The sequence below is a fragment of the Rhodococcus triatomae genome (genome assembly GCF_014217785.1).
GTDB lineage: Bacteria > Actinomycetota > Actinomycetes > Mycobacteriales > Mycobacteriaceae > Rhodococcus_F > Rhodococcus_F triatomae.
On the sequence record NZ_CP048814.1, the window covers coordinates 799,122 to 819,412 of the forward strand.

General features: G+C 69.2%; 18 protein-coding genes. 4 read left to right on the forward strand and 14 right to left on the reverse strand.

From position 1 onward, the window contains the following. Nucleotides 1-135: 135 nt before the first annotated feature. From G4H71_RS03735 to dapE, 4 genes are all read right to left on the reverse strand, one after another. The gene (locus G4H71_RS03735) at nt 136-1,911 is read right to left on the reverse strand and encodes a long-chain-acyl-CoA synthetase (RefSeq protein WP_072736738.1); all 1,776 of its coding nucleotides are present in this window, start codon (nt 1,909-1,911) and stop codon (nt 136-138) included. A gap of 81 nt (nt 1,912-1,992) precedes the next feature. Beyond that, a complete protein-coding gene (locus G4H71_RS03740) occupies nt 1,993-2,553 on the reverse strand; it encodes an LOG family protein (protein WP_072736956.1) in 561 nt (186 codons plus the stop codon). Continuing rightward, a complete protein-coding gene (locus G4H71_RS03745) occupies nt 2,547-3,350 on the reverse strand; it encodes an LOG family protein (RefSeq protein ID WP_072736737.1) in 804 nt (267 codons plus the stop codon). Before G4H71_RS03745 ends, G4H71_RS03740 begins: the two co-directional genes overlap by 7 nt. Before the next feature lie 28 nt (nt 3,351-3,378). After that, the gene (gene dapE / locus G4H71_RS03750; RefSeq protein ID WP_371842138.1) at nt 3,379-4,476 is read right to left on the reverse strand and encodes a succinyl-diaminopimelate desuccinylase; all 1,098 of its coding nucleotides are present in this window, start codon (nt 4,474-4,476) and stop codon (nt 3,379-3,381) included. A 33-nt stretch (nt 4,477-4,509) separates the two neighbouring features. On the opposite strand from dapE, the gene dapD reads away from it, so the two are divergent. The 3 genes from dapD (at nt 4,510) to G4H71_RS03765 (ending at nt 8,003) form a co-directional block, all read left to right on the forward strand. Further along, nucleotides 4,510-5,463 (forward strand): 2,3,4,5-tetrahydropyridine-2,6-dicarboxylate N-succinyltransferase, encoded by a 954-nt coding sequence (gene dapD / locus G4H71_RS03755; protein ID WP_072736955.1) that lies wholly within the window; start codon nt 4,510-4,512, stop codon nt 5,461-5,463. Nucleotides 5,464-5,566: 103 nt separating this feature from the next. Beyond that, the gene (locus G4H71_RS03760) at nt 5,567-6,886 is read left to right on the forward strand and encodes an amino acid permease (protein WP_139183132.1); all 1,320 of its coding nucleotides are present in this window, start codon (nt 5,567-5,569) and stop codon (nt 6,884-6,886) included. A gap of 157 nt (nt 6,887-7,043) precedes the next feature. After that, nucleotides 7,044-8,003 carry an acyl-ACP desaturase gene (locus G4H71_RS03765; protein WP_072736734.1) on the forward strand — a complete coding sequence of 320 codons (960 nt, stop codon included), beginning with the start codon at nt 7,044-7,046 and terminating at the stop codon, nt 8,001-8,003. 61 nt (nt 8,004-8,064) lie between these two features. Here the strand turns inward: G4H71_RS03765 and curA are convergent, their stop codons facing one another. After that, entirely contained in the window at nt 8,065-9,090 is a 1,026-nt protein-coding gene (curA, locus tag G4H71_RS03770; protein WP_072736733.1) for an NADPH-dependent curcumin/dihydrocurcumin reductase, read from the reverse strand. A 32-nt stretch (nt 9,091-9,122) separates the two neighbouring features. Beyond that, the gene (locus G4H71_RS03775) at nt 9,123-10,523 is read right to left on the reverse strand and encodes an acyl-CoA synthetase (RefSeq protein WP_072736732.1); all 1,401 of its coding nucleotides are present in this window, start codon (nt 10,521-10,523) and stop codon (nt 9,123-9,125) included. Between the two features lie 120 nt (nt 10,524-10,643). On the opposite strand from G4H71_RS03775, the gene G4H71_RS03780 reads away from it, so the two are divergent. Further along, nucleotides 10,644-11,018, forward strand: a complete 375-nt coding sequence (locus tag G4H71_RS03780) for a hypothetical protein (protein WP_139183101.1) — start codon at nt 10,644-10,646, stop codon at nt 11,016-11,018. A gap of 48 nt (nt 11,019-11,066) precedes the next feature. On the opposite strand, the gene G4H71_RS03785 is transcribed toward G4H71_RS03780, so the two are convergent. The 8 genes from G4H71_RS03785 to G4H71_RS03820 form a co-directional block, all read right to left on the reverse strand. Continuing rightward, the gene (locus G4H71_RS03785; RefSeq protein ID WP_139183133.1) at nt 11,067-11,738 is read right to left on the reverse strand and encodes a rhomboid family intramembrane serine protease; all 672 of its coding nucleotides are present in this window, start codon (nt 11,736-11,738) and stop codon (nt 11,067-11,069) included. A gap of 70 nt (nt 11,739-11,808) precedes the next feature. Continuing rightward, nucleotides 11,809-12,750: a proline dehydrogenase family protein gene (locus tag G4H71_RS03790; RefSeq protein ID WP_072736953.1), complete on the reverse strand. Its 942-nt coding sequence runs from the start codon at nt 12,748-12,750 to the stop codon at nt 11,809-11,811. Nucleotides 12,751-12,755: 5 nt separating this feature from the next. Next, complete coding sequence (gene pruA, locus G4H71_RS03795) at nt 12,756-14,399, reverse strand: L-glutamate gamma-semialdehyde dehydrogenase (protein WP_072736730.1); 1,644 nt, start codon at nt 14,397-14,399, stop codon at nt 12,756-12,758. Nucleotides 14,400-14,473: 74 nt separating this feature from the next. Continuing rightward, complete coding sequence (locus tag G4H71_RS03800) at nt 14,474-15,280, reverse strand: chymotrypsin family serine protease (protein ID WP_072736729.1); 807 nt, start codon at nt 15,278-15,280, stop codon at nt 14,474-14,476. A 125-nt stretch (nt 15,281-15,405) separates the two neighbouring features. Beyond that, nucleotides 15,406-16,506 (reverse strand): succinyldiaminopimelate transaminase, encoded by a 1,101-nt coding sequence (gene dapC / locus G4H71_RS03805; RefSeq protein WP_072736728.1) that lies wholly within the window; start codon nt 16,504-16,506, stop codon nt 15,406-15,408. A 5-nt stretch (nt 16,507-16,511) separates the two neighbouring features. Further along, entirely contained in the window at nt 16,512-16,835 is a 324-nt protein-coding gene (fdxA, locus tag G4H71_RS03810) for a ferredoxin (RefSeq protein WP_072736727.1), read from the reverse strand. 54 nt (nt 16,836-16,889) lie between these two features. Beyond that, nucleotides 16,890-17,651: a hypothetical protein gene (locus tag G4H71_RS03815; protein WP_083342760.1), complete on the reverse strand. Its 762-nt coding sequence runs from the start codon at nt 17,649-17,651 to the stop codon at nt 16,890-16,892. Nucleotides 17,652-17,656: 5 nt separating this feature from the next. Further along, nucleotides 17,657-20,215, reverse strand: a complete 2,559-nt coding sequence (locus G4H71_RS03820; RefSeq protein ID WP_072736951.1) for a bifunctional FO biosynthesis protein CofGH — start codon at nt 20,213-20,215, stop codon at nt 17,657-17,659. Between the last annotated feature and the right edge of the window lie 76 nt (nt 20,216-20,291).

The window sequence follows — 20,291 nt, forward strand, 5'->3', positions numbered from 1 at the left end:
CGGCATTTCCGGATCCGCTCGGCGAATCGGGCCCGACTCGCCGAGCGGATCCGGAAGGCGTGCGCGGATGGTCCGTACCGATGACCGCCCGGCTATGCCCTCGCGGCCGTGCGACAGTGTCGGCCGGGCAACGGTTCAGCCGCGCGGCACCGCTCCCCCGGCGACCTCGTCGACGTATCCGTCGTACGACTCCCGGTACCCGCCCTCACGGCCGGCGAGGACGTGCAGCCGGCCCGGCTCGGAGACGTCGAAGCCCTCGTTGCGCAGTTCGACCTTGCGGCTCTTGAATGTCGACGTCTGCTCGAGCGAATCGACGATCCGGACGAACAGCGGGACCGCGTAGGACGGGAGCCGCCCGTAGAGGAACTCGGCGACGCCGGCGCCGTCGAAGTCGTGACCCTCGCGCAGCTTCACCGCCGCCATCCCGGCGCGCCCGTCCGTGCCCGGAACCGATACGCCGTAGACGACGACGTTCTCGACCGCCGGGTGCGCACCCAGGGCCCCTTCCACCTCGGTCGTCGCGACGTTCTCGCCCTTCCACCGGAAGGTGTCACCGAGCCGGTCCACGAAGGCGACGTGCATGAACCCCTGCTTGCGCACCAGGTCACCGGTGTCGAACCAGCAGTCGCCGTCGGCGAACGCGTCGCGTACCAGCTTCTTGTCGGTGGCCTTCTCGTCGGTGTACCCGTCGAACGGGGCCCGGTCGGTGATCTTCGACAGCAGCAGGCCGACGTCGCCCTTTCCGACCTTGCGCAACCGGCCGTCCGCGCGACGCTTCGGGGCTCCCGTGTCCTCGTCGTACTCGACGACGGCGTGCGGCAGCGGACAGATACCCGCCGTCTTCTCCACGTCGAGGGCGTTGATGAAGGCGATGTTGCACTCGCTGGCGCCGTAGAACTCCGCGACCCGATCGATCCCGAACCGCTCGGTGAACTCCGTCCACAGCTCCGGCCGCAGGCCGTTGCCGACCATGAGGCGGATCGAGTTGTCCGCGTCGGTGGGCCGTTCGGGCTGGTTGAGCAGGTAGCGGCACAACTCGCCGATGTAGGTGAACGCGGTGGCCTGGTTGCGGGCCGCGTCGTCCCAGAACTTGGATGCGGAGAACTGGCGGCCCAGCGCGAACGTCGCGCCCGAGGACAGCACCGAGGACAGGGAGACCGTGAGTGCGTTGTTGTGGTACAGCGGCAGGCAGACGTACAGGACGTCGTCGCGGCGGAGGCGCACGCCGAGCGCGCCGAGTCCGGACATCGACTTGAGCCAGCGGAAGTGGCTCATCAGGCTCGCCTTCGGAAGCCCGGTGGTTCCGGAGGTGAAGATGTAGAAGGCGTTCTCCTTCGCCTGGATCTGCGCGGTCACCTGCGGGTCCGCGTCACTCGCGTCGAGAGCCAGCTTCTCCAGATCACCCAGGGGCAGGACGGTGGTCCCCGTCGGCGGCTCGTCGAGTGAGTCGAGCGCCTCGGAGCAGTCCTCGGCCACCACGAGCACGGCGGCGTCGAGCAGGCCGATGCTGTGCCCGAGGACCGACCCACGCTGGTTGTGGTTGAGCATGCCCGCTGCGGCACCGAGCTTGACCGCGGCCAGGGCGAGCAGCAACGTCTCCGGGGCGTTCTTGCCGAGGATGCCGACCACGCCACCGCGACGGACCCCGGCGCCCTCGAGGACGTGCGCATACCGGTTGACCTTCGCGTTGGCGTCGGCGTAGCTCAGTGACTCGCCTTCGAAACGCAGGAATGCGCGGGTCGGTTGCTGCGCCGCCACCCGCTGGAAGATGTGCCCGATCGACTCCTGCGCGGTCGGCTTGCGCAGCAGGCCCAGGACTCCCCGCCCGAGGCTGGGCAGATCCCGTGCCATGCTCGGCAGACCGCGGACGACATCGGCCACGCCGACAGTGGAACGTGCATCAGAACCCATGTGTCTTCTCCCCTGGAAATGCTCGGATCGCGCGAACGGCAGTATGAGTGCCGTCACCTTACTGCACGGTAGCAACGCCCGTCACGAGGCCGGTGGGACCTCGAGTGGAGTCACACAGGCGTCCAGCGCCTCCTGCACAGTGGTCACCACGATCAACCGGTCGAGGGCCCCGTTCGCGACGAATCCGCCGGCACGCAGTCCGTCCAGCCACTCGAGCAATCCGTAGTAGTGCCCCACCGGATCGAGCAGCACCACCGGCTTCGCGTGCATCCCCAGGTATCCGGCCGTCCACGCCTCGAACATCTCCTCGAGGGTGCCGATGCCACCGGGCAGGGTGACGAATGCATCGGCCCGGTCCTCCATCACCTTCTTGCGCTCGCGCATCGTGTCGGTGACGATCAACTCGTCGGCGTCGACATCTGCCATCTCTCTGTGCACCAACGCTTTCGGGATCACCCCCACCGTGTTCCCGCCGGCACCACGAGTGGCGGTCGCCACCGCACCCATCATCGAGACGTTGCCGCCGCCGGAGACGAGTTGCCACCCGCGCGCACCGATCTCGGTGCCCAGATCGGCCGCGAGACGCAGGTAGTCGGACCCGACGGGCCCGGACGCGCAGTACACACACACCGAGGTCACCAGGCGTCCTCCGTTCCGGTGAGCGCGGCCTCGTCGACGCCGCGCTGCGATTCGACGACGATGCGCACGGCCTCGTCGACATCGTCGGTGACATGGATGAGTTCGATGTCCCCCGCCGAAATCTTGCCGCTGCCGAGAAGCGAATTCCGCAGCCACTCGACCAGGCCCGACCAGTACTCGGTCCCGAGGAGGACGATGGGAAATCGGGTGACCTTCCGGGTCTGGACGAGGGTCAGTGCCTCGAACAACTCGTCGAGAGTGCCGAACCCACCCGGCAGGCAGATGAATGCCTGGGAGTACTTGACGAACATCGTCTTCCTGGCGAAGAAGTACCGGAAGTTGATCCCGAGATCCACCCACTCGTTGAGTCCCTGTTCGAAGGGCAACTCGATACCGAGGCCGATGGAGTAGCCCTGCGCCTCGCACGCACCGCGGTTGGCGGCCTCCATGACCCCCGGGCCGCCCCCGGTGATGACGGCGAATCCGGCGCGGGCCAGTGCACTGCCGAGCGCCCGGGCGGTGTCGTACTCGGCATGTCCCTCCGGCGTCCGGGCCGAGCCGAACACACTCACCGCACGCGGCACCTCGGCCAGGGCACCGAACCCCTCGACGAACTCGCTCTGGATCCGCAGTACCCGCCACGGGTCGGTGTGCACCCAGTCGCTCGACCCGCGTTCGTCGAGCAACCGCTCGTCGGTGGTGGAGCCGTCTCGCCGCGATCCTCGTAGCTGGACCGGCCCGCGGTGCCGCACGGCGCCCGCCTTCCGGCCGCCCACGGGTCTGTTCTTCTCGGGTGCCATGACACCAGGCTATCCGCCGGCCTCGCACTCAGGCCGTGAGAAAACTCCGCAGGACGTCGGCGACGGCGGTGATCTGCGCGACGGGCACGTGCTCGTCGCGCTTGTGCGCCAGGTTCGGGTCGCCCGGCCCGTAGTTGACGGCCGGGATTCCCAGTGCCGAGAAGCGCGAGACGTCCGTCCATCCGTACTTGGCGCGGAACTGCCCACCCGCGGCGTCGACGAGTGCGGCCGCCGCGGGATGCGCGAGACCGGGCAGCGCTCCCGGCGACAGATCGGTGACCTCGAACCCCAGGTCGAGGCCGTCGAAGACCTCCCGCACGTGATCGACGGCCTGTTCGGTGCTGCGATCCGGCGCGAACCGGAAGTTGACGTCGATCTCGGCCTCGTCCGGCACCACATTGCCCGCGACTCCGCCCGACATCCGCACCGCGGACAGCCCCTCCCGATACACGCAGCCGTCGATGTCCACCGAACGCGCACGATATCCGGACAGCCGGTCCAGTACGGGACCGAACTTGTGGATCGCGTTGTCTCCCAACCATGATCGCGCAGAGTGTGCTCGGGTACCGGAGGTGGCGAGACGCACCCGCAGCGTGCCCTGACAGCCGGCCTCGATCAGCCCGCCCGTCGGCTCCCCGAGAATCGCGACGTCGCCGCGCAGCCACTCCGGAAGTTCCCGCTCGATGCGGCCGAGGCCGTTGTGCACGGCCGCGATCTCCTCGCAGTCGTAGAACACGAGGGTCAGGTCGTGCGCGGGCTCGGCGATCGTGGCCGCCAGATGCAGGAAGACCGCATCGCCGGACTTCATGTCGACCGTTCCGCAGCCGTACATCAGGTCGCCCTCGCGCCGGGACGGCACGTTGTCGGCAATCGGCACGGTGTCCAGGTGCCCTGCCAGGACGACTCGGCTCGGCAGGCCCCGGTCGGTCCTGGCCAGCACGGCATTCCCGTTGCGGACCACCTCGAAGCCGTCGGTCTGGGTGCGCAGCGCCGATTCGACCAGGTCCGCCAGGCGCTGCTCCTCCCGCGAGACACTCGGAACGTCCACGAGCGCGGCGGTGAGATCGATCGGATCGGCATGCAGGTCGAGTGCGGTCACGACGTCCAGGGTAGGCGCCGGGCACATCTGCCGGGCACCGCACCGGTAGGCTGGATACCCGTGAGTACACAGGGAGCAACTGCAGTCGGCCTCGCCAACGTCACCGTGAGCGGTACCGTCCTGGACACCTGGTACCCGGCGCCTGCGCTGGGCACACCCGAGGACACCGGAACGACGGTCCTCGAAGGAGGAGACGTCCCCACCGAGCTGGCCCTGCTCGCCGGGCCGGACGAGGCCCGCGACGTCGATCTCGTGGTGGTGCGCACCTCGATCGCCGACCTGACCGCACCCCCCGTCGACACCCACGACGTCTACCTGCGCCTGCACCTCCTCTCCCATCGTCTGGTGCAGCCCCATCAGGTCAACCTCGACGGCCAGTTCGGCCTGCTCGCCAACGTGGTGTGGACGAACTACGGCCCGTGTGCGGTCGAGGGTTTCGAGAAGGTGCGCTCGCGCCTGCGAGTAAAGGGCACGGTCACCGTCTTCGGCGTGGACAAGTTCCCGCGCATGGTGGACTACGTCGTCCCGTCCGGCGTCCGGATCGCCGACGCGGACCGGGTTCGCCTGGGCGCCCATCTCGCGAACGGCACCACCGTGATGCACGAGGGATTCGTGAACTTCAATGCCGGCACGCTCGGCAACTCGATGGTCGAGGGCCGCATCTCCGCAGGTGTCGTGGTCGGTGACGGCTCGGACGTCGGCGGCGGTGCCTCGATCATGGGCACGCTCTCCGGCGGCGGCAAGGAAACCATCTCCATCGGCGAGCGCTGCCTGCTCGGCGCGAACTCGGGTATCGGGATCTCGCTCGGCGACGACTGTGTCGTGGAAGCCGGCGTGTACGTCACGGCGGGCACCAAGGTCACCGGACCGGACGGCACCGTCGTCAAGGCGAAGGACCTCAACGGCCGGTCGAACATGCTGCTGCGCCGCAATTCGGTGTCCGGCGCGGTCGAGGTCGTGCCGTGGAAGGGCACCGGTGTCGAACTGAACGCCGCTCTGCACGCGAACGACTGACCCGACTGCGACTGATCGACCCGTGAGCAACTCGACCGACCCCGCGGTACCCACGGGCGAATCCGACGACCTGGGTCACGGGCTGAAGGTCCGTCACCTGACGATGATGGGCCTCGGCTCCGCGATCGGTGCCGGCCTGTTCCTCGGAACGGGCGTCGGTATCGCGACCGCGGGGCCGGCGGTGCTGATCTCGTACCTGCTCGCCGGCATCGTCGTCGTGTTCGTGATGCGGATGCTCGGCGAGATGGGCGCGGCGATGCCCACCAGCGGCTCGTTCGCGCACTACGCGCGGGTCGGGATCGGCGAGTGGGCCGGGTTCGTCCTGGGCTGGCTCTATTGGTTCATGCTCGTGATGGTGCTCGGCGCCGAGATCACCGGCTCGGCGGCCATCGTCAGCCGTTGGCTGCCGGACGTGCCGCAGTGGGTGGTCGCGCTGGTGTTCGTGGTCTTCTTCGCGGCCGTCAACCTGGCCAAGGTGAGCAACTTCGGCGAGTTCGAATTCTGGTTCGCCGCAGTCAAGGTCGCGGTCATCGTCGGCTTCCTCGTCCTCGGCGTCCTGCTCGTGTTCGGACTGCTGCCCGACACCGAGCCGGTGGGCACGACCAACCTCTTCGGTGACGGCGGGTTCATGCCCACCGGGTTCGCCGGAGTCGCTGCCGGTCTACTGGTGGTCGCCTTCGCGTTCGGCGGCATCGAGATCGTCACCATCGCCGCCGCGGAGTCCGAGAACCCGCGCCGGTCGATCGCCACCGCGGTGCGCGCCGTGGTCTGGCGGATCAGTGTCTTCTACCTGGGTTCCGTGGCGATCATGGTGCTGGTGCTGCCCTGGGAGTCGGCGAACGACGGCAGCGGCCCGTTCATCGCGGTACTCGACCGCGCGCACATCCCGTACGTGTCCGGCTTCATGGAACTGGTCGTCGTCGTGGCCCTCCTGTCGGCGTTCAACGCCAACATCTATGCCACGTCCCGGATGGTCTACTCGCTGTCGCGGCAGGGGAACGGCCCGGCCTTCATGGCACGGTTGTCCCGGTCCGGCGTGCCGGTCAACGCGGTACTGCTGTCGGTGTTCTTCGGCTTCGTCAGCGTGCTGCTCAACTGGTGGCTCCCGGATCAGCTCCTCGGTCTGCTGCTCAATGCGGTGGGTGCGGCACTGCTCGTGATCTGGGTGTTCATCGTGATCTCGCACCTGCGGCTGCGGCCGCGACTCGAGGCCGCGGGCACTCTCACGGTGCGCATGTGGTGGTACCCCTATCTGAGCTACCTCACCCTGGCGATGCTGGGTGCCTTCGTGATCCTGATGCTCTTCGACGCGCCTGCCCGCAACCAGTTGATCTCCACGGCCGGGCTCTTCCTCGTGCTGTGCGTCCTCGGGTATCTGAACCGGCGGTACCACCGCACCCACCCGCACACCGCCGGCCACTGACGCGTTCCGGCACCGTCCGCCGGCAGCTGTGACTACCGACAAGAAGGTCCGGGAAGCACTGCCAGTTCACCCAACGTCGATCTTTCCCCCTGTCCGGGGACCGCGGACCACGCCTAGCGTCGTGGTCCTCTCCTCCCGGACTCGGATCGGAGTAACAATGACGACGCCGGTGGCCCGACATCCCCTGACGCAACTACAGCTCCTGCGCGAGTTGCAGCCCACCGCCGAGCAGAATCTCGAGCGGCACCTGTCCATCTCCAAGGAATGGAACCCGCACGACTACATCCCCTGGGACGAGGGACGCAACTTCGCCGCGATGGGCGGAACCGATTGGGACCCCTCGCAATCGAGGCTGAGCGAGACGGCCAAGGCAGCGATGATCACGAACCTGCTCACCGAGGACAATCTCCCGTCCTACCATCGCGAGCTCGCGGAGAACTTCACTCTCGACAGCGCCTGGGGCACGTGGGTGGGACGCTGGACGGCCGAGGAGAACCGGCACGGAATCGTGTTGCGGGACTACCTCGTCGTCACCAGAGCCGTCGATCCGGTGGCGCTCGAGCAGGCCCGCATGCAGCACATGACCGTCGGGATCGATTCGCCGCTCGAAGGCGCCAACCTCCTGCACTCCCTCGCGTACGTCACGTTCCAGGAACTGGCGACCCGGGTGTCCCATCGCAACACCGGCCGCGCCTGCGGCGATCCGGTGGCCGACCGGATCCTCGCCCGCATCGCCGCCGACGAGAACCTGCACATGATCTTCTACCGCAACCTGTGTGGCGCAGCACTGGACATCGCGCCCGACCAGACGGCCAAGGCGATCGGCGACGTGGTGATGAACTTCCAGATGCCGGGGCTCACGCAGCCCAACTTCCGGCGCAACGCGGTGCTCATGGCCAAGCACGGCATCTACGACCTGCGGCAGCACCTCGACGACGTGATCTCACCGGTGCTACGCAAGTGGAACTTCTTCGACCGCACCGATTTCGGACCCGAGGGCGAGCAGGTCCGCGACCGGATGGCGACGTTCCTCGAGGACCTCGACGCCCAGGCCACGAAGTTCGAGGCCTCACGGGACCGCGCCCTGGCCCGCGACGCCGCCCGCGCCGCCGGCTGACCCCACACGCACTACTCGCACCACACGTGCCCGGTGACCCACCCCGGGGTGGGTCACCGGCCTAGGACTCCTCGGCGACCCGGACGACGAGCTTGCCGAAGTTGCGGCCTTCCAGTAGGCCCGCGAAGGCGGTGGGAGCGTTCTCGAGGCCGTCGACGACGTCCTCGCGGTAGCGCACCGCACCGTCACGAATCCAGCCGGACATGTCGGTGAGGAAGTCGCGGTACATGGTCGGGACGAACTCGGATTGGATGAACCCCCGCACCGTCAGGCTCTTGACCAGGACCCGGTTCATGAATCCGGGCAGACGATCGATCCCGGACGGCGCGCTCGTCGCGTTGTACTGGGCAACCAGACCGCACACCGGAATTCGCGCATACAGATTGAGCAGCGGCAGTACCGCCGCCGCCACCGGGCCACCGACGTTCTCGAAGTAGACGTCGATCCCGCCCGGTACCGCATCACGCAGTTGCTCGTCGAAGTCCGGGGCACGGTGGTCGATCGCGGCATCGAATCCGAACTCGTCGGTCAGCGCGGCGACCTTCTCCGGCCCACCGGCGATTCCCACCGCCCGGGCGCCCTTCAGCCGCGCGATCTGGCCGACCGCCGAACCCACAGGGCCGGTCGCGGCAGCCACGACCACGGTCTCCCCCGGCTTCGGGTCGCCGATCCGGAGCAGTCCCGAGTACGCGGTGAACCCGGGCATACCCAGTACCCCGAGATACGCCGACAGGGGCGCCGTCGACGGATCGAGCCGCCGCACCTCGTCGGCCGCGGCGACGGCGTGGGTACGCCAACCCGAGTACGAGAGCACGAAATCACCTGTGGAAAAGCGAGAATCGCGGGATTCGACGACCTGGGCGACGGTCCCGCCGACCATCACCTCGTCGATCTCCACCGGCTGTGCGTACGATTCCGCCGCGCTCATCCGTCCCCGCATGTACGGGTCGAGCGACAGATAGACGATGCGCAACAGCAACTCGCCGTCGCGAGGTTCCGCCAGGTTCACCGTCTCGAGGCGGAAGTTCGCCCCGGTAGGGGCTCCTTCCGGACGCGACGCCAACACGATCTGCGTACTCTGCACCATCGGACACTCCTCAGCTGGTTGGACACCGCCCGTCAGGCGAGCAGCTTCTTCTGCACCTTCCCCATCGCGTTACGGGGCAGCGCGTCGACCACCCGGATCTCCCGAGGACGCTTGTGCACCGACAACTCCGTGGCGACGTGCGCGATCAGCGCCGACGATTCCGGCACGTCCCCGACGACGTACGCGACGATGCGCTGCCCCAGGTCCTCGTCCGGGACCCCGATCACCGCGGCCTCCCGGACCCCGGGGAAGCCGAGGAGGCTCGTCTCCACCTCGCCTGCGCCGATCCGGAAACCCCCGGACTTGATCAGGTCCGTCGACTCGCGCCCGACAATGCGATGGAACCCGTCGGGGTCGATCACCGCGACGTCGCCGGTGACGAACCATCCGTCCTCGGTCCAGGTGTCGGCGGTGGCCTCCGGGCGGTTCAGATAGCCGTCGAAGAGCATCGGGCCGCGCACCTGGAGGACACCGATGGATTCGCCGTCGTGCGGTACGGGTTCGCCTCGCTCGTCCCGCAGCCGGGTCTGCGCCCCGCGCACGGGAAGCCCGACCCAGCCGGGCCGGCGCTCACCGTCGGCGCGCGTGCTCACCGTGAGCATGGTCTCGCTCATCCCGTATCGCTCGACCGGCGCCAGGCCGGTGAGCGCCCGCAGTTTCTCGAACACAGGCACCGGCAACGGGGCGCTGCCGGAGACCAGCAGCCGGGCCCCTGCCAGCGCCGCGGCGGAGTCGGGATCGTCCGCGATCCGGCTCCACACCGTCGGCACACCGAAGTACAGCGAGCCGCCGGCGCGGACGTATGCCTCCGGCGTGGGGGCCACGGTGTGGACCAGCGGACTGCCGATGCGTAGCGCGCCGAGCACACCGAGAACCAGTCCGTGGACATGGAACAGCGGCAGCCCGTGGACGAGTGTGTCCCGCCAGGTCCATTCCCACGCCTCGGCGAGTGCGTCGATACCGGCGGCGATCGCACGCCGGCTCAGCAGTACGCCCTTGGGCGGGCCGGTGGTGCCGGACGTGTAGAGCACGAAGGCGATCGAGTCCTCGCCGGGTTCGGGGTAGCTGTGCCAGGACCGGGCGTGCATGCGGACCGGGATCACCGGCAGGCCACCGGTGTTCTCGTCGTGGTCACCGAGCCAGGCCTGAGCTCCCGAGTCGGCGAGGATGTGCGCGCGTTCGGCCGGACCGGAATCCGGCGGTACCGGAACCGCGGTCACGCCGGCGATCAGGCACCCGACCACCGCGAGGATCGTCTGCGGAGTGGGCGTTGCCAGGATCGCGACCCGCTCGGCCCGCGCGACCCGCTCGGCGACCGACGTGGCGGCACCGAGGATGTCACTGCGGGACAGCCGGGTGTCTCCGATGCGTACCGCGTCGGGAATGTCGTCGCCGCGCGCGACGGCCAGCGGATTCAGGGAGCGGAGCAGCACGCCCCCACCTTCTCACACCGCCGCCGTCGGTCCTCCGCGACGAGGGAACTTGTGTTAGCTTGAAGTTTGCCAGCACGTCGTGCCGGCATCGAGACCGTGTCGATCGAGAGGGAGTCCTCCATGCTCGTCCGTCGTGCAGTAGTCACCGCCACCCTGGGAGCAGCGCTCGCCACCGGAACCGCCGTGGCCACCGCGCCCGCCGCGTCGGCCGAGCCGGACATCATCCCGCTCCACGTCGTCTACGAGATCCCGCTCGATCGCGGTCTCACCGTCGCCGCCAGGGACACCGGGATCGCCCGCGCCCTCGCCGACGCGAACCTCCTCGTCCCGATTCACGGCTGGCAACGGGTGATCGACGGGCCGGCCGGCCTGCTCGCCGAGTCCGTCGACGAAGCGGCCGCCCTGCCGAACGGGTGCGTCAAGGTGGCATTCCTGCGCTCGGACACCGGCTTCCAGGTCGCCCAGTCCACGATCTACACGAACTGCCCCTGGTGACCGCGGGAGTGGACGCCCAGGACACGGTGACGGCGCTCGGCCGTACGGTCACGATCCACGACGACCGGCACCGACCGGACGCCGAACCGGCACCGGCGGAATGACCGTGGCGACCGCGGCGCCGAGCAGTGCCCCGGTCAGCACTCCGAAGCCGTGGACGTCGCCCAGCGACACCAGCACCACTCCCCCACCCAACACCGCGACACCGATCGTCAGCTCTCGGCGGCCCGCCGCCGACATGACGACGAGACCGACGACCGAGGCGGCGAGCGCCCAGGTAGCACCGGAATTGCCGGCACCCGAGGACGGGAACAGGAATGCCATCGTGAGGCCGACGATGATCTGACTCGCGACCAGCAGGAAGACCGCCCGCCACGTGCCCCACACGGCAACGGCCATCGGCGCGACCGCAGCCAGGACGCCCAGGTTGACCACGGTGCCGAGCACACCGCCGTCCTGCACCATCCCGGACGTGAGGATGCGCCACCAGTGGCCGTCGCGGAGCAGGGCCGGGTCCCGCTCGAATGCGTGCAGGACCACCGGCGCCGGGATCTGGACGAGCGAGGGAACCGCCACGACCGCCCACAGGACCACTGCCGCCCGCGGTGGGGGCAGCCGGAACAGCGGTCCGGGCACCCGCTCACGAGCAAGGGTGAACGACCCGACGAGTACCGCGACGAGGAGCACCCCGCTCACCGTCCCCGTGACCATCTCACCCATCGCGAACTTCACCCATCGCGCGACTGTAGCAATCGACCAGTGACCGCGCGAAGGCTCAGCCGGACGGCGATCACGTCCGGGTGAGCACGGAACGGAGAAAGAACCGCAGGTTGGACGGCCGTTCGGCGAGGCGACGCATGAAGTATCCGTACCACTGCCTGCCGTACGGGACGTACACCCGGACCTGTCGGCCCGCCGCGACGAGCCGGGTCTGTTCGATGTCCCGGATGCCGTAGAGCATCTGGTGCTCGTAGTCCCGGACACCGCGCCCCGCCTGCGCCGCATACGGGGCGGCGGCCTCGACCACCGCCGGGTCGTGCGAGGCCACCATCGGGTACCCCGCACCGGACATCAGGACCCGAAGGCACCGCAGATACGAGTCGGTCACCTGGTCCCGGCCGGTGTAGGCCACCGACGCGGGCTCGGCGTAGGCGCCCTTGCACAGCCGGGTTCGCGACGCCGGTGTGGCCAGCGCCCGGCAGTCCTGCTCGGTGCGATGCAGGTAGGCCTGGAGGACTGCCCCCAGCCACGGGTACGAGCGTCGCAGTTCGCGGACGATCCCCAGGCTCGGATCGGTGGTGGTGTGATCCTCCGCGTCGATCGTCACCCACAGCCCCGACGCCTCGGCCGCGGCGCAGAGCGTGCGCGCGTTCTCGGTGGCGACCTTGGTGCCGTCCCGCTCCAGGTGCAGACCGAGCGCGGAGAGTTTGACCGACACCTCGACGGGCCGGATCGCCGATCCCCGATCGGGTACCAGTTCGGTGAGGTCGGCGATCAGTTCGAGGTACTCCTGGACGACGTCGCGCGCGGTGATCAGGTCGGTGGTGTCCTCCCCCAGGAAATCGACCGTGACGGCACGCCCGGAATCGAGGAGTTCACGCGTGACCTCGAGCACATCGGCGCGGGTCTCGCCGGCGACGAACCGGTCCACGAGCGCTCGCGTCGCCCGCGTGTGGGTGACCGCGTCCTCGAGCCAGGCCGACCGGGCCGCGGCGAGGATGGCCGGGCGCATCGGATTCACGACGAATCCTCCCGCATGTGCGGATAGCGATGATCGGTCGGCGGTACCAACGTCTCCTTGATCGAGCGGGCCGACGTCCACCGCAGCAGGTTCAGCGCCGACCCCGCCTTGTCGTTCGTCCCGGACGCGCGCGCCCCACCGAACGGCTGCTGGCCCACGACGGCACCGGTCGGCTTGTCGTTGACGTAGAAGTTCCCTGCCGCGAAACGCAGTGCCTCGGCCGCCCGGGCCACGGCGGCCCGGTCCTCGGCGACGATCGCGCCGGTCAGCGCGTAGGGCGCCGCGACGTCGACCGCGGTGAGAACGTCCTCGAACGCTCCCGCCGACGAGTCGTCGTAGACGTGGACGGCGAGGATCGGGCCGAAGTACTCGGTGTGCATGGCCTCGTCCGAGGGATCCTCGACGAGCAGGACCGTGGGGTCGACGAAGTAGCCGACGCTGTCGTCGGCCGTGCCGCCGACCGCGATCTCGATGCCCGCGCCGCGGGCTCGCTCGATCGCCCGGGTGTTCTTGTCGAAGGCGCGCCGGTCGATCAGTGCCCCACCGAAGTTCGTGAAGTCCCGGACGTCGCCGTAACGCACCCCGGACACCTCGGAGAGGAACTCGTCGCGCATCCGGGTCCACAGTGATCGCGGCAGATACGCTCGTGAGGCAGCCGAGCACTTCTGCCCCTGGTACTCGTATGCACCGCGGATCAGTGCGGTCTGCAGGACCGTGGGATCGGCGGACGGATGGGCGAGAACGAAGTCCTTGCCCCCGGTCTCGCCGACCACCCGGGGATAGCCGTGGTAGCGGTCGATGTGTTCGCCGACCTGCCGCCACAGGTACTGGAACGTCGGGGCAGATCCGGTGAAGTGGACTCCGGAAAGTCGCGGATCGGCGAGCACGACGTCGGAGATCTCGGGCCCGGGCCCGGTGAGCAGATTGATCACGCCCGGCGGCAGGCCCGCGGCTTCGAGCAGCCGCATCGTCTCGTAGGCGGCGAGGGTCTGTGTCGGTGCCGGTTTCCACACCACCGTGTTCCCCATCAGCGCGGGAGCGGTCGGCAGGTTGCCGGCGATCGCGGAGAAGTTGAACGGGGTGACGGCATACACGAATCCCTCGAGCGGGCGATAGTCCGTGCGGTTCCACACTCCCGGCGAGGAGATCGGCTGTTGCGCCAGGATCTCCCGGGCGAAGTGCACGTTGAACCGCCAGAAGTCGACCAGTTCGCACGGCGCGTCGATCTCGGCCTGCTGCACCGACTTCGACTGGCCGAGCATCGTCGCCGCCGCGATGCGCTCACGCCAGGGGCCGGCGAGCAGTTCCGCGGCGCGCAGGATGATCGCCGCCCGGTCGTCGAACGACGCCGACCGCCAGCCCGGTGCCGCCTCGGTGGCGGCGACGATCGCGGCGGCGGCATCCTGGCCGGTCGCGGCGCGGAACGAGGCCAGGACGTGGCTGTGGCGGTGCGGTTCGACGATGTCGGTGCTCGGGCCGCCGCCGTGCCGGTGCTGCCCGTCGACGACGTTGCGGACATCGGTGGGCGCGGCGAGGAACGCGTCGAGTCTCGCGTTCAGGCGTACCCGTTCCGGACTTCCCGGCGCGTAGCCGTGTACCGGCTCGTTGACAGGTGACGGGACTTCGGTGACGGCGTCCATGGTGCCTCCTGCGCTGTCGCCTCCACCGGTTCGGGTACGGCGGAGAGCACGGCATCTTCTGCCCAGGCTAGCTCTCACCGAGGCGGTACCGGCACGAATCCGGCACCGACGGGGTCGCCGCCGCGGGCCTCGAGATCCTCGAGTATTCCGGCGAGCCCGACGTAGGAGAACGGGCCTGCCGGGTTCGGGTCGATGGTCGAGGTGATCGCGACGACGCCGGTGCCCACCAGCAGTGGGGATCCGCTGTCCCCGAACCAGGCGGCGCCCCAGGTACCGATCACGTTGCGGTCCAGCGACAGGGTCAGCCCGCAGGTCTTGCCGGTGCGCCGGCCGTCCTTGCAGGCGATGTCCCGCCCGAGCGCGGGCCACTCGCCGATGCGCTCGACGACCAGACCGTTCGGAGTCACCGCGTCGAGCGCGGTCACCGCCGGGTCCAGTGCCACCACCGAGTAGTCGATGTTCCAGTCGACGATCTCGCCGGCCTCGGCATCGAACCCGCTGCTGACGGTGGCGTAGGACCCGATCACTCCCGGCTCGGCTGCCCGCCCACACGCGGTGGCACCCTGGGTCTGGTCGGCACACAGGAACAGGGGATCACCGAGCCGGTCCATGCAGTGACCGGCGAGGAGGGCGACGGCGCGGTCGGCGCGATCGTGCCCGACCGGTCCGAGCGAGCACCATCGGACGCCGTCGGTGGTCACCTTCACGCCGGCCGAGATCGTGACGCGTGGGGACGGCGCGGTTCCCGAGGGAGGAGCCGCCACCAGCGCGAGCGTCGGGACGAGCAGGAGCACGGCGAGCAGGTGTCTCCGGGTGGGCGCACGCACCGCGGCCTCCTCGCCCTCGTCGAGCGGCCCCGACCCCTGCGGTGCGGGGCTCACTTCCCAGACTAGATCGGCAGCGGCGTCGGCACGTCCGAGTCCGCCAGGGCGCCGCCGGACGGACGGTGAACGCCGATCGGCAGTGTGCCACCAGTTCCCGCAGCGCGGCGAGGAGTGACGCTCGGTCAGCGCAGCCGGGCGGCCGCGGTCTCGATCCGCTCGTCGGTCTCGGTGAGCGCGATCCGCACGAAGTCCGTGCCGTCCGGGCCGTAGAAGTCTCCCGGGGCCACCAGGATGCCGCGCTCGGCGAGCCACTGCACCGTCTTGCGGCCGTGCTCGCCGCGCGTGGCCCACAGGTACAACCCCGCCTCGGAATGCTCCACGGTGAATCCGGCCCCGCGTACCGCGGTGAGCAGCACGTCCCGCCGTCGCCGGTAACGCTCGCGCTGCTCGTCCTCGTGCACGTCGTCCGAGAGCGCCGCCGTCATCGCCGCCTGGACCGGCAGGGGCACGATCATCCCGGCGTGCTTGCGTACCTCGAGCAGTTCGGCGACGAGTGACGGGTCCCCGGTGACGAATCCGGCGCGGTAGCTCGCCAGGTTCGACGTCTTCGACAGCGAGTGGATGGCGAGCAGCCCGGTGAGATCGCCTCCGTGGACGCGTTCGTCGAGAATCGACACCGGCTCGGCATCCCAGGACAGGCCGAGGTAGCACTCGTCGGACGCGACGATCGCCCCCCTCTCCCTGGCCCAGTCGACGACCTTGCGCAGGTGATCGACGCCGAGCACCTTCCCCGTGGGATTGGACGGCGAGTTGACGAACACCAGCGACGCCCGCTCCGGACCGAGCCGCGCGAGCCCGTCCGCACGCAACACCCGCGCCCCGGCCAGCTTCGCGCCGACTTCGTAAGTGGGGTAGGCGAGTTCGGGAATCACCACCAGGTCGTCACGGCCCAGCCCGAGCAGCCGGGGCAGCCAGGCGATCAGTTCCTTCGTGCCGATCACCGGCAACACCGCGGACGGGGCGAGCCCGGCAAGTCCGTAGCGCCGGTCGAGCGCGTCGGCCGCGGCCGCGCGCAGTTCCGCCGTGCCCGCCGTCGTCGGATATCCCGGAACCGCCGACACGGACGCCAATGCCGCACGAATGACCGGCGCCACCGGATCGACCGGCGTACCCACGGACAGGTTGACGATCCCTTCCGGGTGAGCTGTGGCAGTCGCCTTGGCCTCGGCCAGCGAGTCCCAGGGGAAATCGGGCAGCGAACTCGCCACCGGTACGCGGGTCATCTCACTCACTCCTCGGCCATCGGTGGCAGGTTCTTCACGAACGGGGGATCGAAATCGACCTTGCCGGTCTTCGCGGCGCCGCCCGGCGACCCGAGGTCGTCGAAGAAGTCGATGTTCGCCTTGACGTAGTCGCTCCATTCGTCCGGAACGTCGTCCTCGTAGAAGATCGCCTCGACGGGGCAGACCGGTTCGCACGCACCGCAGTCCACGCACTCGTCCGGGTGGATGTAGAGCATCCGCCCGCCCTCGTAGATGCAGTCCACCGGGCACTCCTCGATACATGCCCTGTCCATGACGTCGACGCACGGCTCGGCAATCGTGTACGTCACCGCTGTGTTCTCCTGCCCGTCTCGTTGGTCGGCAGGCAGTCTAGTCCTCGCCGTTCACACCCCGACGACACGGCGGTCGCGATGTGTGGTGATCCACTCGACGCCCGCTCGCGCGGCACGCCGCAGCGCGAGACGCTCACCGAGGTACCGGGCCGGGACACCGACGACCGGGATGTTCGACAGCAGGCTACTGACGCCACCCGGATGCGGTCGCGCGTGGAGTTCGTCGCCCACGCCGCGCAGGATCCCCGCGGTCTGCCACAGCGACCCCAGCAGCGCGAACGGACGCCACCGGGACCGGTCGTCCCCGTTCCCGTCGCCTCCGCCCGGCGTCGTCCCGGCGAGCAGGGCACGAGCGTCCGTGTCCCGACCGCACAGGACGGCGGCCAGCAGGTCCACCTGGTCCTCACGGCTGTCCACGCCGTACTCCCGGGCCACCGCGACGAGCACCAGTGTCTGGTTGGCGAACCCCAGGAGATCCTGCAGCGGAAGCCTGTTGAGCAGGATGCCGAACAGGCTCGGTGCCGCCACCGCGACCGTGTTCAGGGCACCGATCCGGGTGACCCACCAGCGTGCGCGCTGATCCGGTCCGGCCTGCTCCCAGGCCGCCGTGCCGGGCACGGTGAGCGTGTCGAGCACCCAGGCCGCGGCGTCGAGCACGGCCTCGATCACCGTGCGGTCGGCCGCGGTGGGTTCGAAGGTCCTGGCCTTGACTCCGAACGGATCCGAGGCCACCAGGTCCAGGACCGGGCGAACTCCGCGCGCCGACCGATCGAGTGCGGTGACGACCGTCGCATCGGGGATACGTGCAGCCACGGCTCCTACCCTGCCTTCACGATCGGGACCGCGCGCCGCGCATGTGTCGTCGTGCGCTCGCGCGCCGGGCGACCGATGCCCGACGCGATCTCCTGCAACTCGGCCACCGTCTTCTCCGAACCGTGCTCCGAACCGGCCATCCGGGAGATCGTCTCCTCCATCAGCGTGCCGCCCAGATCGTTGGCCCCGCCCTGCAACATCACCCGGGTACCGGTGACGCCGAGCTTGACCCAGCTGGTCTGGATGTGCGGAATACGGCCGTGCAGCATGATCCGTGCGAGCGCGTGCACCGCCCGGTTGTCCCGGTTGGTCGGGCCCGGCCGCGAGGCGCCCGCGAGGTACAACGGCGAGCTCTGATGAACGAACGGCAACGGCACGAACTCGGTGAATCCGCCGGTCCGGTCCTGGATGTCGCGCAGCACCCGCAGATGGCCGACCCAGTGCTTCGGATTGTCCACGTGGCCGTACATCATCGTCGAGCTCGACCGGATCCCGAGCTCGTGTGCCGTGCTCACCACGTCGACCCAGGTGGCGGCGGGCAACTTGCCCTTCGTGAGTACCCACCGGACCTCGTCGTCGAGGATCTCGGCCGCCGTACCCGGGATGGTGTCCAGACCTGCCTCCCGCAGCTCGGTCAGCCAGTCCCGCACGCTCTGACCGCCGCGCGACGCACCGTTGACGATCTCCATCGGGCTGAACGCGTGTACGTGCATCGTCGGCACACGCTTCTTCACCGCCCGCACGAGATCCGCGTAGCCGGTGACCGGCAATTCGGGGTCGATCCCACCCTGCATGCACACCTCGGTGGCACCGGCGACGTGTGCCTCCCACGCCCGGTCCGCGACCTCCTCCGCCGAGAGGGTGAAGGCGTCGGCGTCGCCCTTGCGCTGGGCGAAGGCGCAGAACCGGCAACCGGTGTAGCAGATGTTGGTGAAATTGATGTTCCGGTTGACGACGTACGTGACGTCCTCGCCGACGGTGTCGCGGCGCAACTGGTCCGCGAGCGCCACCATCGCCTCGAGCCCGGCGCCCTCGGCCGTCGCGAGTGCCAGGTACTCGTCGTCGGTGCAGCCCGCCGGGTCGCGTTCGGCGCTGCGCAGCGCCGCGAGGACGTCGGTGTCGACCCGTACCGGTGCACTGAGCTCGAGCACCTGTTCGCGCACGGTGTCCCAGTCCCCGAAAGCACTGCCGAGGTCGGACCGGGTCTCGGTGTAGCGGCCTGCGGTGTCGATCTCGCTGTCGAGATCCACCCGGCCGGACGATTCCCAGGACTCGTCCGGCTCCTGCCAGGCGCGGCCCACAGGACGGGTGTCCGGCAACGCGAGGCCGGTCACCGGATCGGCCAGTGCCTGGACGTGACCGGCAATTCTCGGGTCGATCCACGCCGACCCGGCGAGCACGTACTGTGGTTGCGCCGCAATGCGTTCGGTGAGCTCGTAACCGGATGCCGCGGTGATCTCGGCGAGCGTGTCGAGATTCGGCCACGGCCGTTCCGGATTGACGTGATCCGGGGTCAGCGGCGACACCCCGCCCCAGTCGTCGACGCCGGCACCGATCAGCGCGGCGCATTCACGGGCGGACACCAGGTTGGGTGGCGCCTGGATCCGCATGGACGGCCCGAGCAGCAGTCGCGTGACCGAGATCGCGGCCCGGAACTCGTCGAGGTCGGCATCCGGCGCATCCCGCATGGCGGTGTCCGACTTGGCCAGGAAGTTCTGGACGATCACCTCCTGGACGTGGCCGAACGCCTTGTGCACCTTGCGGATCGCCATGATCGACTCGGCCCGCTCGGTGTAGTTCTCGCCGATCCCCACCAGAATGCCGGTGGTGAACGGGACGTTGAGCCGGCCCGCGTCGGTGAGAACCTGCAGCCGCACGGCCGGATCCTTGTCGGGACTGCCGTGATGGCACTGCCCCTTCTCGGTGTACAGGCGCGTGGACGTCGTCTCGAGCATCATCCCCATCGACGGCGCCACCGGGCGGAGCCGGGACAACTCCTCCCAACTCATCACGCCCGGATTCAGGTGCGGGAGCAGACCCGTCTCCTCGAGGACACGGATCGCCATCGCACGCAGATAGTCGAGCGTCGAGTCGTACCCTCGCTCGTCCAGCCACTGCGCGGCTTCCGGCCACCGCGCCTCGGGGCGGTCGCCGAGTGTGAAGAGGGCCTCCTTGCAGCCCAGTTCGGCGCCTCGACGGGCAATGTCGAGCACCTCGTCGGGTTCGAGGAACATGCCGTGCCCCTCGGCCCGCAACTTGCCGGGAACGGTGACGAACGTGCAGTAGTGGCACTTGTCCCGGCAAAGTCTGGTCAGGGGAATGAAGACCTTGCGCGAGTACGTGATTGCGCGGGGCCGTTCGGCGGCGAGCAGACCCGCGTCGCGCACCTTCGCCGCCGACCGACACAGGTCGTCGAGCGCATCGCCACGGGCCTGCAACAGCGTCGTCGCCTCGGACACGTCGATCGTGACGCCGTCCCGGGCGCGACGCAGGGCCCGGCGCATCGCAGAGTCGGACGGCGGCACCGGATCCGTGCCACCCGGGAACTGTGGGGCGGGCAGTATCGTCGGCCGACGGATTTCCTCACCTGAATGGCTCACTCAGCGATCATGCGCCATGCGTGGACCGTGCCGCCACCCG

Coding starts and splice junctions, on each gene's coding strand:
- G4H71_RS03735 (WP_072736738.1), bottom strand. CDS start 1,911: ATGGGTTCTGATGCACGTTCCACTGTCGGCGTGGCCGATGTCGTCCGC.
- G4H71_RS03745 (WP_072736737.1), bottom strand. CDS start 3,350: ATGGCACCCGAGAAGAACAGACCCGTGGGCGGCCGGAAGGCGGGCGCC.
- dapE (WP_371842138.1), bottom strand. CDS start 4,476: ATGTGCCCGGCGCCTACCCTGGACGTCGTGACCGCACTCGACCTGCAT.
- G4H71_RS03760 (WP_139183132.1), top strand. CDS start 5,567: ATGATGGGCCTCGGCTCCGCGATCGGTGCCGGCCTGTTCCTCGGAACG.
- G4H71_RS03765 (WP_072736734.1), top strand. CDS start 7,044: ATGACGACGCCGGTGGCCCGACATCCCCTGACGCAACTACAGCTCCTG.
- curA (WP_072736733.1), bottom strand. CDS start 9,090: ATGGTGCAGAGTACGCAGATCGTGTTGGCGTCGCGTCCGGAAGGAGCC.
- G4H71_RS03780 (WP_139183101.1), top strand. CDS start 10,644: ATGCTCGTCCGTCGTGCAGTAGTCACCGCCACCCTGGGAGCAGCGCTC.
- G4H71_RS03785 (WP_139183133.1), bottom strand. CDS start 11,738: ATGGGTGAGATGGTCACGGGGACGGTGAGCGGGGTGCTCCTCGTCGCG.
- G4H71_RS03790 (WP_072736953.1), bottom strand. CDS start 12,750: ATGCGCCCGGCCATCCTCGCCGCGGCCCGGTCGGCCTGGCTCGAGGAC.
- pruA (WP_072736730.1), bottom strand. CDS start 14,399: ATGGACGCCGTCACCGAAGTCCCGTCACCTGTCAACGAGCCGGTACAC.
- dapC (WP_072736728.1), bottom strand. CDS start 16,506: ATGACCCGCGTACCGGTGGCGAGTTCGCTGCCCGATTTCCCCTGGGAC.